Annotated in this window: 12 protein-coding genes; 2 read left to right on the top strand and 10 right to left on the bottom strand. The window is 57.0% G+C overall.

The genetic code is table 11. The features are described from left to right. Positions 1-1,317 carry a 23S rRNA (uracil(1939)-C(5))-methyltransferase RlmD gene (gene rlmD, locus ACMGGR_RS03545; protein WP_246761760.1) on the bottom strand — a complete coding sequence of 439 codons (1,317 nt, stop codon included), beginning with the start codon at positions 1,315-1,317 and terminating at the stop codon, positions 1-3. Positions 1,318-1,407: 90 nt separating this feature from the next. On the opposite strand from rlmD, the gene barA reads away from it, so the two are divergent. Next, entirely contained in the window at positions 1,408-4,140 is a 2,733-nt protein-coding gene (barA, locus tag ACMGGR_RS03540; RefSeq protein ID WP_414148179.1) for a two-component sensor histidine kinase BarA, read from the top strand. Positions 4,141-4,194: 54 nt separating this feature from the next. Here the strand turns inward: barA and ACMGGR_RS03535 are convergent, their stop codons facing one another. The 6 genes from ACMGGR_RS03535 to ACMGGR_RS03510 all read right to left on the bottom strand — a co-directional run bounded on the left by ACMGGR_RS03535 (position 4,195) and on the right by ACMGGR_RS03510 (position 11,148). After that, positions 4,195-5,340: a glycerate kinase gene (locus ACMGGR_RS03535; RefSeq protein ID WP_414148178.1), complete on the bottom strand. Its 1,146-nt coding sequence runs from the start codon at positions 5,338-5,340 to the stop codon at positions 4,195-4,197. 65 nt (positions 5,341-5,405) lie between these two features. Beyond that, on the bottom strand, positions 5,406-6,287 hold the full coding sequence (gene garR / locus ACMGGR_RS03530) for a 2-hydroxy-3-oxopropionate reductase (protein ID WP_414148177.1): 882 nt from the start codon (positions 6,285-6,287) through the stop codon (positions 5,406-5,408). Positions 6,288-6,308: 21 nt separating this feature from the next. Continuing rightward, on the bottom strand, positions 6,309-7,079 hold the full coding sequence (gene garL, locus ACMGGR_RS03525; protein ID WP_246761752.1) for a 2-dehydro-3-deoxyglucarate aldolase: 771 nt from the start codon (positions 7,077-7,079) through the stop codon (positions 6,309-6,311). A gap of 19 nt (positions 7,080-7,098) precedes the next feature. Further along, entirely contained in the window at positions 7,099-8,433 is a 1,335-nt protein-coding gene (gudD, locus tag ACMGGR_RS03520; RefSeq protein WP_414148176.1) for a glucarate dehydratase, read from the bottom strand. 24 nt (positions 8,434-8,457) lie between these two features. Then, positions 8,458-9,795 carry an enolase C-terminal domain-like protein gene (locus ACMGGR_RS03515; protein WP_414148175.1) on the bottom strand — a complete coding sequence of 446 codons (1,338 nt, stop codon included), beginning with the start codon at positions 9,793-9,795 and terminating at the stop codon, positions 8,458-8,460. A gap of 9 nt (positions 9,796-9,804) precedes the next feature. Beyond that, entirely contained in the window at positions 9,805-11,148 is a 1,344-nt protein-coding gene (locus ACMGGR_RS03510; protein WP_246761748.1) for an MFS transporter, read from the bottom strand. A 488-nt stretch (positions 11,149-11,636) separates the two neighbouring features. On the opposite strand from ACMGGR_RS03510, the gene garD reads away from it, so the two are divergent. After that, entirely contained in the window at positions 11,637-13,196 is a 1,560-nt protein-coding gene (garD, locus tag ACMGGR_RS03505) for a galactarate dehydratase (protein WP_246761746.1), read from the top strand. A 40-nt stretch (positions 13,197-13,236) separates the two neighbouring features. On the opposite strand, the gene ACMGGR_RS03500 is transcribed toward garD, so the two are convergent. From ACMGGR_RS03500 to ACMGGR_RS03490, 3 genes are read right to left on the bottom strand one after another with little or no spacing between them, the layout of a single operon-like run. Further along, a complete protein-coding gene (locus ACMGGR_RS03500; protein ID WP_414148174.1) occupies positions 13,237-13,686 on the bottom strand; it encodes a flavodoxin in 450 nt (149 codons plus the stop codon). A 17-nt stretch (positions 13,687-13,703) separates the two neighbouring features. Then, positions 13,704-14,483, bottom strand: coding sequence for a tRNA pseudouridine(65) synthase TruC (truC, locus tag ACMGGR_RS03495; RefSeq protein ID WP_414148173.1), 780 nt, complete (start codon positions 14,481-14,483; stop codon positions 13,704-13,706). After that, positions 14,483-14,809 carry a YqcC family protein gene (locus ACMGGR_RS03490; protein WP_246761741.1) on the bottom strand — a complete coding sequence of 109 codons (327 nt, stop codon included), beginning with the start codon at positions 14,807-14,809 and terminating at the stop codon, positions 14,483-14,485. Before ACMGGR_RS03490 ends, truC begins: the two co-directional genes overlap by 1 nt. Positions 14,810-15,005 lie beyond the last annotated feature (196 nt).

Genomic DNA, 15,005 nt, shown 5'->3' with positions numbered 1-15,005 from the left:
CTATTGTCGGCTAAATAACACCATCGATTCTACGTGCCCGGTATGTGGAAACATATCAAGCAGGGTAATCTTTTCCGCACGGTAACCGGCGGCCAGCAGGAGCTGGCTGTCACGGGCAAGTGTAGTCGGATTACAGGAAACATAGACCACGCTTTCCGGCGCAAGTTTAACAATGTGAGGGATGACCTCCGCTGCGCCAGCGCGGGCCGGATCCAGTAAAACCTTGTTAAATCCCTGCGCTGCCCACGGCTGCCCCGCCACGTCTTCTGCCAGGTTGTGCTGCCAGAATGCGATGTTATTCAGATTATTCAGAGACGCATTATACGCGCCCTTTGCCACTAATGCTGCAACCCCCTCCACACCGGTGACATTTTCCACCTTTTTTCCTGAAGGAAGCGTAAAGTTTCCCATCCCGCAAAAGAGATCCAGCAGCCTGTCCTGCGGCTGTAAATCCAGCCACTCCAGCGCCAGCGCCACCATTTGCAGATTCAGCTCGCCGTTGACCTGGATAAAGTCGCGCGGGCTAAACGTCAGGGTTAAATCATCAATTTTATAAAACGGCATTTCGCCGTTAACCTGCTCCAGCGTCTCGCTGTCCGGTGCCAGAAACAGCGCGACCCGATGGCTATGCGAAAACTGTTCCAGTTTGTTTTTATCCGCCGCGCTTAGCGGATCAAGATGACGCAAAACCAGCAGCGGGCCATTATCGGCAAGTACCAGTTCCACATGTCCTAAACGCCGCACGGCCTGTAAGCTGTTTAGCAAATGGTGCAGCGGCGGCAGCAGTGCATCAAGTTCGGGCCTCAAAACGGGGCATTGCGTAATAGCGACCAGCTCGCTGGAGTTAGCCTGGCGGAATCCCATCTGCAACGTCTGGCTGCGCAGATGATAGTTAAGGCCAAGACGAGCGCGACGCCGATAGCCGTAAGCGCTGCCCGCGATGACCGAATCGACCTCTGCAGTGATACCGGCCTGCTGGCTAAGCAGACGCGAAAGCGCTTTAGCCTTGCTGCGCTGCTGTAGCGCGGGCGAAGCGTGCTGCTGCTGGCAGCCGCCGCAGCGGCCAAAGTAAGGGCAGACAGGCGTCACTCTTTCCGGGCTGGCGTTGATAATCCGTTTTGCTTTCGCGCGCGCCCAGCTGCGTTTCTCTTCGACGATTTCCACTTCGGCCTGCTCGCCGGGCAACGCGCCGCTGATAAACAGCGCTTTGCCGTTATGATGAGCGACGCCCTGGCCTGCGCCATCCAGGTCAGTAACTGTCACGGTCATGATCTGGCGGGTCGTCACGCGCCGTTTTGCAGAGTAGAATTGCGCCATTATTTGTCTCGAAAGTGGTTAAACCCGCGTAGCCTACACCAGCGATCGGATTAATTCGACTGATGCCGCGCGGCGCGGTACAGGATAATTATGACCAAATACAGCCTGCGGGCACGAATGATGATCTTGATTCTGGCGCCCACGCTGATGATCGGGCTGCTGTTAAGCACCTTTTTTATCGTGCATCGCTACAATGAGCTACAGCGCCAGCTGGTCGACGCGGGCGTCAATATCATCGAGCCGCTGGCCGTCGCCAGCGAATATGGCATGACCTTTCGCCACAAAGAGTCCGTGCGCCAGCTGGTTAGCCTGCTGCATCGTCGCCATTCCGATATCGTTCGGGCTATCACCGTTTTTGACACGCAGAACGAGCTGTTCGTCACCTCTAACTATCACGCCAACGTCGACAGACTGCGCACCGCCCAGAAAGCGAAACTGCCCGCCACCTTTAGCTATGAGCGCCAGGGCAATCTGGTGATCCTGCGCACGCCAATCTTGTCTGAAAGCTCCTGGCCGGATGAATCGTCCGATGAAGATGCCAGGCCAGAAGGCAATCCGCTCGGCTATGTGGCCATCGAACTGGATCTACAGTCGGTCAGGCTCCAACAATATAAAGAAATTTTTGTTTCCACGCTGCTGCTGCTGCTCTGCCTCTGTCTCGCCATGCTGTTCGCCTACCGCTTAATGCGCGATGTGACCGGCCCGATTCGGGACATGGTGAATACCGTTGACCGCATCCGTCGCGGCCAGCTCGACAGCCGGGTCACGGGCCACATGCTGGGCGAGCTGGATATGCTGAAAAACGGCATCAATTCGATGGCGATGTCGCTGACCGCCTACCACGAAGAGATGCAGCAAAACATTGACCAGGCGACGTCCGATCTGCGCGAAACGCTGGAGCAGATGGAGATCCAGAACGTTGAACTGGATCTGGCGCGCAAACGCGCTCAGGAAGCGGCCAGGATCAAGTCAGAGTTTCTGGCTAACATGTCCCACGAGCTGCGCACGCCGCTGAACGGCGTTATCGGCTTTACCCGCCAGACGCTGAAAACGCCGCTGAATATTACCCAGCGCGACTACCTGCATACTATTGAACGCTCGGCGAATAACCTGCTGAGTATCATCAATGACGTGCTGGATTTTTCCAAGCTGGAAGCGGGCAGGCTGGTGCTGGAGACCATTCCCTTTCCGCTACGCGCGACGCTGGATGAAGTGGTGGTCTTGCTGGCACAGTCTGCCCATGAAAAAGGGCTGGAGCTGACGTTAAGTATCCAGCACGACGTGCCGGATAACACTATAGGCGACCCGATGCGGCTACAGCAAATTGTGGTCAACCTGCTGGGTAACGCGATTAAATTTACCGAGCGCGGCCATATTGATATTCGTATCGAAAAGCGCTCGCTGAGCAACAACCGTGTCGATCTTGAAGTACAGATCCACGATACCGGCATCGGTATTTCTGAAAAACAGCAGTCGCAGCTTTTCCAGGCTTTTCGCCAGGCCGACGCCAGCATTTCCCGCCGCCACGGCGGCACCGGGCTTGGGCTGGTGATCACCCGCAAGCTGGTTAATGAAATGGGCGGCGAAATCTCTTTTCACAGCCGCCTGAATCAGGGTTCTACCTTCTGGTTTCATATCAACCTGGCGCTAAATCCTAACGCGATTCAGGACCTGCGCGCCGTTGAGTGTTTACGCGGCAAAAAGCTGGCTTATATTGAAGCCAACCTGGCGGCGGCTCAGGCCACGCTCGATCTGCTGGCGGCCACCGCCATGACCGTGACCTATGCCGCCACGCTGCCGGAGCTGCCGGACGAGCATTTCGATACGCTGTTGATTGGCCTGCCGGTGACCCGCGAGGCGAACCGTCAGCTTCCCTGGCAGGCGCTGTCCGTACTTAAGCGTGCCGACACCGTCATAATGGCGCTGCCGTGCCAGCTGCAGACCTATGCGGAAGAGCTGAAAACGCGCGGCGTTAGCGCCTGTCTGACCAAGCCCATCTCGCTGGCGCGGCTGCTGCCCGTGCTGCTTGAACAGCATGCGCGCGGCGTGGAATATGTCCCCGGCAGGCAGAAACTGCCGCTTACAGTGATGGCCGTGGATGATAACCCGGCGAACCTGAAGCTGATCGGCGCTTTGCTGGATGAGCAGGTAGAGCGCGTTATTTTGTGTGACAGCGCCGTAACGGCTATCCAGCAGGCGAAGACGCAGCCGCTTGATGTCATTCTGATGGATATCCAGATGCCGGAAATTGATGGTATCCGCGCCAGCGAGCTGATTCGAGAGCTACCGGCGCACGCTTCAACACCCGTCGTCGCCGTTACCGCTCATGCGCTGGATGGCGAACGGCAGCACATGATCAGCGCCGGTATGAACGACTATCTGGCTAAGCCCATAGATGAAGCGAAACTGGCGCAGCTGCTGGCACGCTATGCGCCGCACCCTGCTCCGCTGCCCGCAGTAAAGACGCTGTCGGTATCGCTGGACTGGGATCTGGCGCTGCGCCAGGCGGCGAATAAGCCCGATCTGGCGCGTGATTTGCTGCAAATGCTGGTGGATTTTTTGCCGGACGTACAGCAGCAGGTAGAACGCTATATGGCCGAAAATAACGTTAAGGCCCTGCGCGATATCATTCACAAGCTTCACGGCAGCGCCAGCTACAGCGGCGTGCCCAGAATGAAGCAGCTGTGCCAGCAGCTGGAGCAAAGCTTGCGTAAGGGCCAGACGCCGGGTGATATCGAACCAGAGCTGTTTGAGCTGCTCGACGAAATGCAAAACGTGGCGCGGCTGGCACAGGAAAAGCTGTCGGCTACGGAAAACCTGTAGCTTCCTTGTCCGCTGCCAATCGTCATCCGCAAGCAGGCGAAAACCAGCGGGCTTTTATTTTGCAAAGCCCTGCCCAATCGCCAGCGTGGCGGCGATGTTGCGTGCGGTCATACGCACGTTGTCCGCCGCGCTGGCCAGTGCGTCATCAAGCGTACACACGCTGTAAATCACGCTGAAGACGGCATCCAGCCCGTGCTGATGCACCACCGCCACATCTTTGGTCAGGCTGCCGGCAATGCCGATAACCGGCTTGTTGTAGCGTTTTGCTACTTTTGCCACGCCAATCGGCACTTTGCCGTGGATCGTCTGGCTATCGATGCGTCCTTCGCCGGTGATCACCAGCGTGGCGTCTTTGACCAGTTCGTCCAGCCCCAGCGCTTCCGTAACGATTTCGATGCCGCGCCGCAGCTCTGCCTGGCAAAAAGCGTGCAGTGCCGCACCCATCCCGCCTGCCGCACCGCCGCCGGGAATGGTCAATACATCGATATCCAGATCGCGCCTGATGATTTCCGCATAGTGCGCCAGCGCGCGATCCAGCTGGTTAACTAACTCTGGCGTGGCGCCCTTTTGCGGGCCGAACACGGCGGATGCGCCTTGCTCCCCCAATAGCGGATTGGTTACGTCGCAGGCCACTTCAAAACGGCAGTTTTTAAGACGGGGATCGAGCTCGCCGAGTTCAATCTTGCTCAGTTCCGCCAGCTTCTCGCCGCCAAAACCGATCTGTCTGCCCTCTTTGTCCAGCAGCTTTGCGCCCAGCGCCTGAACCATCCCCGCACCGCCGTCGTTAGTCGCGCTGCCGCCGATGCCGATAATAAAATGCTCGACGCCTTTATCCAGCGCGCTGCGAATAAGCTCGCCGGTACCGTAAGAGGTGGTAATCAGCGGGTTACGCTGTGCAACGGGAACCAGCTCCAGACCGCTGGCCGCCGCCATTTCGATATAGGCGCAGCTGTCGTCGCCGGAAAGGCCATAAAACGCCTCAACCTCTTTGCCCAGCGGGCCTGTGACGTTCAGGCGTACCATTTTACCTTTTGTCGCGGCGACCATCGCCTCGACGGTGCCTTCTCCGCCGTCGGCAACGGGCAGCCGGACATATTCAGCCTCCGGAAAAATTTCGCTGAATCCCTGCTCGATTTGCATAGCAACCTGCTGAGCCGACAGGCTTTCTTTATATGAATCCGGTGCGATTACTATTTTCATACGTTAGTCCGTGCGCGATTCCAGAGATTCAGGTTCCGGCTTAAAGAGCCAGCCGGACCTCGGCACTATTTGATTTCTACTTTCGCCAGCTTCTCATAATAACAGGCCAGCGCGCTGTGATCGGCCGTGCCCAGGCCGTCAGCCCGCAGCGCCTGCATCATCTCCATCACCGTGGCTGTCAGCGGTAGCTGGGCGCCTACGTCGTGAGAAGTATCCAGCGCGTTAGCCAGATCTTTGATATGCAGGTCGATGCGGAAGCCGGGCTTGAAGTTACGACCGAGCACCATCGGCGCTTTAGCATCCAGCACCGTGCTGCCGGCAAGGCCACCGCGAATGGCCTGGAAGACCAGTTCGGGATCGACACCGGCCTTGGTTGCCAGCGTCAGCGCTTCCGACATAGCGGCGATATTCAGCGCCACAATCACCTGATTTGCCAGCTTGGTCACGTTGCCGGCACCGATATCACCAGTATGTACCACGGAGCCCGCCATCGCCTTCATGATGTCGTAGCATTGATCAAACAGCTCTTTATCGCCACCGACCATGACAGAGAGCGTGCCGTCGATAGCTTTAGGCTCGCCACCGCTCACCGGCGCATCCAGCAGCGCTACGCCTTTCTTCGCCAGCGCCTCGTGGATTTCACGGCTTGCCAGCGGCGCGATGGAGCTCATATCAATCACAACGGTGCCCGCTTTGGCGCCTTCAATCACGCCGCCCTCGCCCAGCAGCGCTTCTTTCACGTGCGGCGAATTAGGCAGCATGGTAATGATTACATCGCTCTGCTCCGCTATCGCTTTGGCTGAATCCGCTGAGGTGGCACCCAGGGCAACCACTTCCGCCACGTTTTCAGCATTGTGATCGCGCACCACCAGCGTGTAGCCAGCCTTGATAAGATTTTTGCTCATGGGCTTGCCCATGATACCCAGACCTATAAATCCGATTTTCATCTTTGTCTCCTGAACAGTGGGTTATTTTTTAAAGCGATCGCACAGCGCCTGCGTGGCGCCGCGGAAGACGCCCAGATCGCTGCCTACCGCAACAAAACCCGCGCCCCATTCCAGATAGCGGCGGGCATCGGCTTCTACCGGGGCCAGAATGCCGCTCGGCTTACCGGCCGCTTTCGCGCGTTCAAAGATATATTTAATGACCTTTAGCACTTCCGGATGCGCTGGCTGCCCCAGATAGCCCAGCGCGGCAGAGAGGTCGCCAGGCCCGACAAAAATACCGTCCACGCCTTCAACGGCAGCGATAGCGTCAATATTATCCACCCCCTGCTGCGTCTCGATTTGTACCAGCACGGTGATGTTGTCGTTGATGATGTTGTTGTACTGCGGCACGGTGCCGTACATGTTACTGCGGTGCGAAACCGACACGCCCCGAATGCCCATCGGCGGATAGCGAGTCGACGCTACCGCGCGTACCGCTTCCTCTTCCGTTTCCACAAATGGGATCAGAAAATTGGAAAAACCGATATCGAGCAGACGTTTGATAATCACCGGCTCGTTGGTCGGCGGACGCACCACCGGCGCGCTAACGCTGCCCTTCAGCGCCATCAGCTGCGGGATAAAAGTGGTGATGTCGTTGGGCGCATGCTCGCCGTCCAGCACCAGCCAGTCAAAGCCCGCCAGCCCAAGCACTTCCGTCGTCAACGGGTTCGCCAGCGCACACCAGCTGCCGATTAAGGTTTCGCCTGCCAGCAGGCGCTGGCGGAAGCTGTTGGGAGTATTTACATAGCTCATCGGTTTCTCCTGAAAGGGTTTAACGCACCAGGCAAGGGCGTTTATTATCAAACGTCCAGTCCGGCACCAGGAACTGCATGGCCTGCGCGTCGTTGCGCGCGCCCAGACCGTGTTTTTGGTAAAGCTCGTGCGCTTTCATTACGCGATCCATATCCAGCTCGACGCCCAGCCCCGGTTTTTGCGGAACCTGAACCTGACCGCCTTTAATCTGTAAAGGCTGCTGCGTCAGCTGCTGATTGCCTTCCTGCCAGATCCAGTGGGTATCGATAGCGGTGATTTTGCCAGGCGCGGCGGCGGCTACGTGGGTGAACATCGCCAGCGAAATATCGAAATGGTTGTTGGAGTGAGAACCCCAGGTGAGGCCAAAGTCGTGACACATCTGCGCCACGCGCACGGAACCCTGCATCGTCCAGAAGTGCGGATCGGCCAGCGGGATATCGACCGATTGCAAAGAAAGAGTATGGCCCATCTGCCGCCAGTCGGTGGCGATCATATTGGTTGCGGTCGGCATCCCCGTGGCGCGACGGAACTCCGCCATCACTTCCCGTCCTGAGTAGCCCTGCTCTGCGCCGCAGGGATCTTCCGCGTAGGCCAGCACGTCTTTTAGCTGTTTGCCAAGCTCAATCGCTTCATTCAACGACCAGGCGCCGTTGGGATCGAGCGTAATTCTGGCCTCCGGAAAGCGCTTCGCCAGTGCGGTCACGGCTTCCGCCTCTTCGCTGCCCGCCAGCACGCCGCCCTTCAGCTTAAAGTCGTTAAAGCCATATTTTTCATAGGCCGCTTCAGCCAGGCGCACCACGGCTTCCGGCGTCAGCGCTTCTTCATGCCGCAGGCGATACCAGTCGCAGCTGTCGTCCGGCTGGCTTTGATAAGGCAGCGAGGTTTTGCGGCGGTCGCCGACATAGAAGAGATAGCCCAGCATTTCGACCCGGTCGCGCTGCTGTCCGTCGCCAAGCAGCGAAGCGACGTTAACGTCCAGATGCTGACCAAGCAGATCCAGCAGTGCGGCTTCGATTCCCGTTACCACGTGGATAGTGGTGCGCAGATCGAAAGTCTGATTGCCGCGACCGCCAGCATCCCGATCGGCAAAGGTATTGCGTACGTGGCTCAGTAAATTTTTATATTCGCCGATACCGTGTCCCACCAGCAGCGCGGCCGCCTCTTCCAGCGTTTTCCGAATTTTTTCGCCACCGGGAATTTCACCCACGCCCGTATGCCCGGAATTATCTTTAATGATAACAATGTTGCGGGTAAAAAATGGCGCGTGCGCGCCGCTGAGGTTGAGCAACATGCTGTCATGCCCGGCAACCGGGATCGTCTGCATTTCGGTTATCAGTGGAGTAGCCTGACTCATAACGTCTTCCTTCTGAGGTAAGATTCAGCGCCCAAAAGCCGGGCGCTTGCGATCGAATGTCCAGTCGGGAACCAGATACTGCATGGCCGCGGCATCATTGCGCCCGCCCGCCGGCAGCGTTTTGTAAAGCGCATGGGCTTTTTCGAGCTGCGCCCAGTCCAGCTCAACGCCTAAACCTGGCGCATCCGGTACGGCAATTTTGCCATTGCGGATTTGCAGCGGATTTTTCGTCAGGCGCTGATCGCCTTCCTGCCAGATCCAGTGCGTATCAATAGCCGTGGGCTTGCCCGGCGCGGCAGCCCCCACGTGCGTAAACATCGCCAGCGAAATATCGAAATGGTTGTTAGAGTGACAGCCCCAGGTAAGTCCCCAGTCGTCGCAGAGCTGGGCAACGCGTACCGCGCCGCTTAACGTCCAGAAGTGAGGATCGGCCAGAGGAATATCGACGGCGTTGAGCATGACGGCATGGTTCATTTCGCGCCAGTTGGTGGCGATCATATTGGTCGCCACGGGCAAACCGGTGGCGCGGCGGAACTCTGCCATTACTTCTCGTCCTGAATAGCCCTGCTCCGCGCCGCAGGGATCTTCCGCATAGGTCAAAATGCCCTGCATGTCTTTGCAAAGTGCGATGGCCTCGTCCAGCAGCCACGCCCCATTGGGATCGACAGTGATGCGCGCGTCGGGAAAGCGTTTTTTCATCGCTTTCACCGCCTCGATTTCCTGTTCGCCCGGCAAGACGCCGCCTTTTAGCTTGAAATCTTTAAAGCCATATTTATCCTGCGCGGCCTCGGCCAGCTGCACGACGGCCGCACTGTCCATCGCCTGTTGGTGACGCAGGCGATACCAGTCATGCGTGGCATTTTCGCCGGTAAGATAAGGCAGATCGGTTTTCTCGCGATCGCCGATATAGAACAGATAGCCAAGTACCGTCACCTCATCCCGCTGCTTGCCAGGCCCCAACAGTTCCGCCACCGGCACGTTCAGGCACTGTCCCAGCAGGTCCAGCAGCGCGGCCTCCAGCGCGGCTACCGCGTTAACGCGCAGTTCGAAAGTCCAGGCACCTTTGCCAAAGGTATCGAAATCGGCGGTTTGATTGCCTTTATGCACTTCCTGCACCAGACGATTCATCCGGGCAACCTCACGGCCCTTCACCTGCGGAACGGCATCCAGTAACGTCTGGTAGATGGTTTCACCGCCCGGCGCTTCACCCACGCCGGTGTGTCCGGCGCTGTCGGTGAGCACGACGATATTGCGGGTAAAGTAAGCGCCGTGCGCGCCACCGATATTCAGCAGCATGCTGTCATGGCCCGCTACCGGAATGACCTTCATTTCTGTGATAACCGGGCTGCTTTGCGTCGTCATAACTCGTCCTTACAAAGGTTTCAGCTCAATACGCTTGATATCGCGCACCAGCACCAGATAGCTCATCACCGCCACGAAGGCATGAATGCAAACGTAGATCAGCGCGCCGTTATAAGAGCCGGTGGTCGCGATGATATAGCCGATAACGACAGGGGTAACGATGCCGGAAATATTGCCGAACATGTTGAACAAGCCGCCGCTAAGCCCGCTGATCTCTTTTGGCGCGGTATCCGCCATCACCGCCCAGCCAAGCGCGCCAATTCCCTTGCCGAAGAACGCCAGCGCCATAAAGAACACCACCACCCATTCGGTATCGACGTAGTTACAGACCACCATCGTGATAGAGAGCAGCATGCCGAGGACGATTGGCGTTTTACGGGCAATATTTAAAGAGCCGGTTTTACGCATCAGCCAGTCAGAGATAATGCCGCCCAGCACGCCGCCCAGAAAACCGCAAATGGCGGGGATAGAGGCGACCATGCCGGCCTTCAGGATGGACATACCGCGCGCCTGCACCAGGTAAACCGGGAACCAGGTAATAAAGAAGTAGGTTAAAGCGTTGATGCAGTACTGCCCCAGATAAATGCCGATCATCATTTTTGAGGTGATTAACTGTTTGATCTGGCTTTTTTTCTCTGCCCAGCTGACCTTACGCTCCGCCTTTTTGGCGTCCATATTGATCAGCGCGCCGCCCTGCTCCATATATTCCAGCTCGGCTTTGTTCACGCCGGGATGATCGTTGGGATCGTGGATCACCTTCAGCCAGATAAAGCTGAGGATGATGCCCAGCCCGCCCATAAACCAGAACACGTGCGCCCAGCCCACTGCCGAGGTCAGCCAGCCCATAATCGGCGCGAAGATCACCGTGGCAAAATATTGTGCCGAGTTAAAAATGGCGACGGCGGTGCCGCGCTCCTGGGCAGGAAACCAGGCGGCGACGATACGGCTGTTACCGGGAAAAGAAGGCGCTTCCGCCAGGCCAACCATAAAGCGGAGCATAAACAGCGTGACGATGATGCTGAAACCGCTCAGCAGATCGACAAAGCCCTGCAGCAGGGTAAACAGCGACCACAGGAAGATGCTCCAGAAGTAGACGCGTTTGGAACCGAAGCGATCCAGCAGCCAGCCGCCGGGGATTTGCCCAATCACATAAGCCCATGAGAAGGCGGAAAAGATATAGCCCAGACCGACCGGATCCAGCCCGATGTCTTTCGACATGGCCGACCCCGCAATAGCGATAGTCGCACGGTCACCGTAGTTAAACGAAGTGACGATAAACAACATCACCACTATCCAGTAGCGAGCATTAGTTCTTTTTTGCACGGTGCTCGCCGCACTGCTGATTGAATCCATGATGCACTCCTGAAAGATAGCGTCAGGCAAACTCACTCTGGACTGCATACACATCGCGTTGGGTATCAGAATGAAGTCAGGTTAAACACAGCGATTAAAGGGCAGAATAATCTCAGCGCTAATAACTTGTTCTGTTTCGCTAAAAAGTATAAGAAGGGAAAAAAGAGAAAGCATCGTAGGAACGCACCATTAAACCGGGCGTTTTGGCCTGATGTTATGGCTTTTGCACAATCCCCTGCGGGCTGGCTCACGGAACATTAGCAATGTGCGGCAGCGGTCACACCCGGCCTGGCCGTTTGTGAGCCTTCTCACTGGCTGCTGTAAATTTGCCAGAAAACAGGCGGGATGTTACGGCGCGATGTCGGACATCTGCATAATGTTTTCGCGCACGACGCCCTCTATACTGTCCGGCAGCAGAATAATTTTCACTCACTACACGCTTTGGCTTTTGGTTAAAACTTTCTATTTATGTCGGGGCTTGTCGAGCAATGAATACATCCAAAAACGATCCGCCGCTTTATATAAAGGTGCATGAGAACGATAACGTCGCCATCGTCGTTAATAATAATGGGCTAACGGCCGGTACTGCATTTTCATGCGGACTAACGCTAAAAGAACATATTCCACAAGGGCATAAGGTTGCCTTAACCGATATAGCCAAAGGCGGCAATATTATTCGCTACGGCGAAATTATTGGCTATGCCGTGCGCGATATTCAGCGCGGCGGCTGGATTGACGAGTCGCTGGTGGTTTTACCGGAGGCACCCGAGCTGGCAAGCCTGCCGCTGGCCAGTAATGTTCCACCTGCCCTGCCCGCGCTGGAAGGCTACACGTTTGAAGGTTATCGCAACGCCGATGGCAGTGTAGGAACGCGTAACCTGCTGGGCATTACCACCAGCGTTCACTGCGTGGCTGGCGTCGTGGATTACGTAGTGCAAATCATTGAGCGCGACCTGCTGCCTAACTATCCCAACGTTGATGGCGTGGTGGCGCTCAACCATCTTTACGGCTGCGGCGTGGCGATTAACGCGCCGGCGGCCGTAGTGCCTATACGCACCATCCATAACCTGTCGCTTAACGCCAACTTTGGCGGCGAAGTGATGATTGTCAGCCTGGGCTGTGAAAAGCTCCAGCCCGAGCGGCTGCTGGAAGGCACACCCGACGTGCAAACTATTTCGCTTGGCGAAGAAGACGTGGTGCGCCTGCAGGATGAGAAACACGTCGGCTTTCAATCGATGGTTGAAGATATTTTGCAGGTGGCCGAGCGCCATTTACGGCGGCTTAATCAACGCCAGCGGGAAACGGTACCGGCTGCCGAGCTGATAGTCGGCATGCAGTGCGGCGGCAGCGACGCGTTTTCCGGCGTTACCGCGAATCCCGCCGTAGGCTTTGCTTCCGATTTGCTGGTTCGCTGTGGCGCAACGGTGATGTTTTCGGAAGTCACCGAAGTGCGCGATGCGGTACATTTGCTGACGCCGCGCGTGGTCGATGAAGAGGTCGGCAGGCGGTTGCTGGAAGAGATGGCCTGGTATGATGATTATCTGAATATGGGCAAGACCGATCGCAGCGCCAATCCTTCGCCCGGCAATAAAAAAGGCGGGCTGGCAAACGTGGTTGAGAAAGCGCTGGGCTCCATCGCTAAATCTGGCCGTAGCGCTATTGTGGAGGTGCTTTCGCCAGGCCAGCGCCCCACCAGACGCGGCCTGATTTACGCCGCCACGCCAGCCAGCGATTTTGTCTGCGGCACGCAGCAGATGGCTTCGGGCATTACTTTGCAAGTGTTTACCACCGGACGCGGCACGCCTTACGGGCTGGCGGCTATTCCAGTGATTAAAATGGCGACGCGCACCGCGCTGGCCGACCGGTGGCACGACCTGATGGATATTAACGCGGGCACCATCGCCACGGGGGAAGAAACCATTGAGCAGGTTGGCTGGCGGCTGTTTGAGCTGATTCTGGATATTGCAAGCGGGCGCAAGCAGACGTGGTCTGACCGCTGGGGAATTCGGAACGCGCTGGCGGTGTTTAACCCTGCGCCGGTGACCTGATGCGGGATCGGGCCCTGCCGTTAAGCGCAGGCCCGTTCGCTTAATTAAGCTGTTTCATCCAGGCTTCGACCCAGGGCGAGGAAACCTCTTCCGGCTCCGGGTTTTCGTTGGCGTCGATCATCAGCATCTCACCAACCCGCGTGGCAGCATGTTCCTGCAGCAGCGCATCAAACTTCTTCCCTGCGCCGCAGAAATCATCGTAGTTGCTGTCGCCCAGCGCGATAATGCCGTAGCGCAGCGTCGGCTGGTGGCCCAGCTTGTCGTGAATGCCATGGAACAGCGGAGCAATGCTGTCCGGCAGGTCGCCTTGCGCAGTCGTGGAGGTGATCACCAGCGCCACGCCATCGGCATAAGACTGCCAGTCTGCCAGCGTCGGATCTTCAAAAATCTTCACCTGGTGGCCACCATCAATCAGCAAAGGTTCCGCCTCTTCCGCCACCAGCAGGGCGTTACCGTAAACGGTGCCCACAAAAATGCCTATCTGAGCCATGCTCTTTTCCTTACTGCTTATTCTGTCACGCTATCCTGAAGGGAAGAGGCGGCAAACTCAACCCGGGGAAGATTGGGGAGAGCATCTTGCCAGCCAAAAGTCGTCATCATTTCCTGCCAGACGCTATCCAGCCCGGCGCGTAATACCAGCGGCTCACCCGTTATCGGATGATCCAGCCGCAGCTCGCTGGCGTGCAGCATGAGCCGCTTCATGCCGAAATGCTGCGCCGCGCTGCGGTTCTGGCGCAGATCGCCGTGGGCGCTGTCGCCAATAATAGGATGACGTAAATGGGTCATGTGCCGCCTGAGCTGGTGCTTACGGCCCGTCTGCGGCTTTAGCTCCATCAAGGTGTAACGCGAAGTATCGTAACGGCTGACCGGCACCGGTAGCTCCGCCTTCGCCAGCGCGCGCCAGTGGGTTACCGCAGGCTGTGGCGCTTTTTCAGGATTGCTGAACTTGTCGGCGATTTTATCCAGCTCTTCGGTCAAGGCATAATCCAGCGTCTCTTCGCCTTCCAGCCAGCCTCTGACCACCGCATGATAGGTTTTTTGCATCTGATGCTGTTCAAACTGTCCGGAGAGCAGGCGCGCAACCTCGCTGGACAGGCCCATCAGAAGCACACCGGAAGTGGGTCGGTCAAGGCGATGAACGGTAAAGACGTGTTGACCAATCTGATCGCGCACGGTTTGCATCACAAAAACGCTTTCGTGCCTGTCCAGCCAGCTGCGATGGACCAGCCAGCCTGCGGGTTTATTCACCGCAACCAGCCACTCATCCTGATAAAGAATTTCCAGCATTAATTATCGTGCTCAAAAAATTGATCAAGCTGATTCAAAACGTGCAGCAGCTTTGCCCGGCCAGGCATTGCGCCTTCCAGCGCTACTTCATAATACGGAGCAATCGCCAGCTTCACCGGCAGGTCGGCCTGCGCGTCGAGTAACGCCGTCATGCGCGGCAGGAAAACCCACTGTAGCCACTGCACCGGCATCATGGTATCGACACAAAAAGGTTCTTTACTTTCAAAGGCTTCTGCATTTGGCGCGCAGGCTTGCCACAGGCCGCCGTCGTGCAGCGCCTGTTCGATAGCCTGCAGGCGGTCACGGATCTCAAGTTCCCGGCTCATCAGTGCTCTCCTGGTAAAATTAATGGGCCGCAAGCATAGCACTACCGCCGTCGACAGGATAAGTATGGACGAAAAAAAGGAGCACTGTAAAAACAGTGCTCCTGGTTCGTTTGCAGCTATCCGGCTACATAAGTGCTCCCTGCTCGTCCCTGATAACTTTGTCCTGACGTTTCCCTACACATTCACCGTCACTGGC

It is taken from the genome of Erwinia sp. BNK-24-b (assembly GCF_047456155.1).
Classification (GTDB): domain Bacteria; phylum Pseudomonadota; class Gammaproteobacteria; order Enterobacterales; family Enterobacteriaceae; genus Erwinia; species Erwinia phyllosphaerae.
This window is presented reverse-complemented; position numbering and strand designations above follow the sequence as displayed.

What these genes read in the sequence shown, in the direction of transcription:
- rlmD (WP_246761760.1), bottom strand. Translation starts at nt 1,317, where the DNA reads ATGGCGCAATTCTACTCTGCAAAACGGCGCGTGACGACCCGCCAGATC.
- barA (WP_414148179.1), top strand. Translation starts at nt 1,408, where the DNA reads ATGACCAAATACAGCCTGCGGGCACGAATGATGATCTTGATTCTGGCG.
- ACMGGR_RS03535 (WP_414148178.1), bottom strand. Translation starts at nt 5,340, where the DNA reads ATGAAAATAGTAATCGCACCGGATTCATATAAAGAAAGCCTGTCGGCT.
- garR (WP_414148177.1), bottom strand. Translation starts at nt 6,287, where the DNA reads ATGAAAATCGGATTTATAGGTCTGGGTATCATGGGCAAGCCCATGAGC.
- garL (WP_246761752.1), bottom strand. Translation starts at nt 7,079, where the DNA reads ATGAGCTATGTAAATACTCCCAACAGCTTCCGCCAGCGCCTGCTGGCA.
- gudD (WP_414148176.1), bottom strand. Translation starts at nt 8,433, where the DNA reads ATGAGTCAGGCTACTCCACTGATAACCGAAATGCAGACGATCCCGGTT.
- ACMGGR_RS03515 (WP_414148175.1), bottom strand. Translation starts at nt 9,795, where the DNA reads ATGACGACGCAAAGCAGCCCGGTTATCACAGAAATGAAGGTCATTCCG.
- ACMGGR_RS03510 (WP_246761748.1), bottom strand. Translation starts at nt 11,148, where the DNA reads ATGGATTCAATCAGCAGTGCGGCGAGCACCGTGCAAAAAAGAACTAAT.
- garD (WP_246761746.1), top strand. Translation starts at nt 11,637, where the DNA reads ATGAATACATCCAAAAACGATCCGCCGCTTTATATAAAGGTGCATGAG.
- ACMGGR_RS03500 (WP_414148174.1), bottom strand. Translation starts at nt 13,686, where the DNA reads ATGGCTCAGATAGGCATTTTTGTGGGCACCGTTTACGGTAACGCCCTG.
- truC (WP_414148173.1), bottom strand. Translation starts at nt 14,483, where the DNA reads ATGCTGGAAATTCTTTATCAGGATGAGTGGCTGGTTGCGGTGAATAAA.
- ACMGGR_RS03490 (WP_246761741.1), bottom strand. Translation starts at nt 14,809, where the DNA reads ATGAGCCGGGAACTTGAGATCCGTGACCGCCTGCAGGCTATCGAACAG.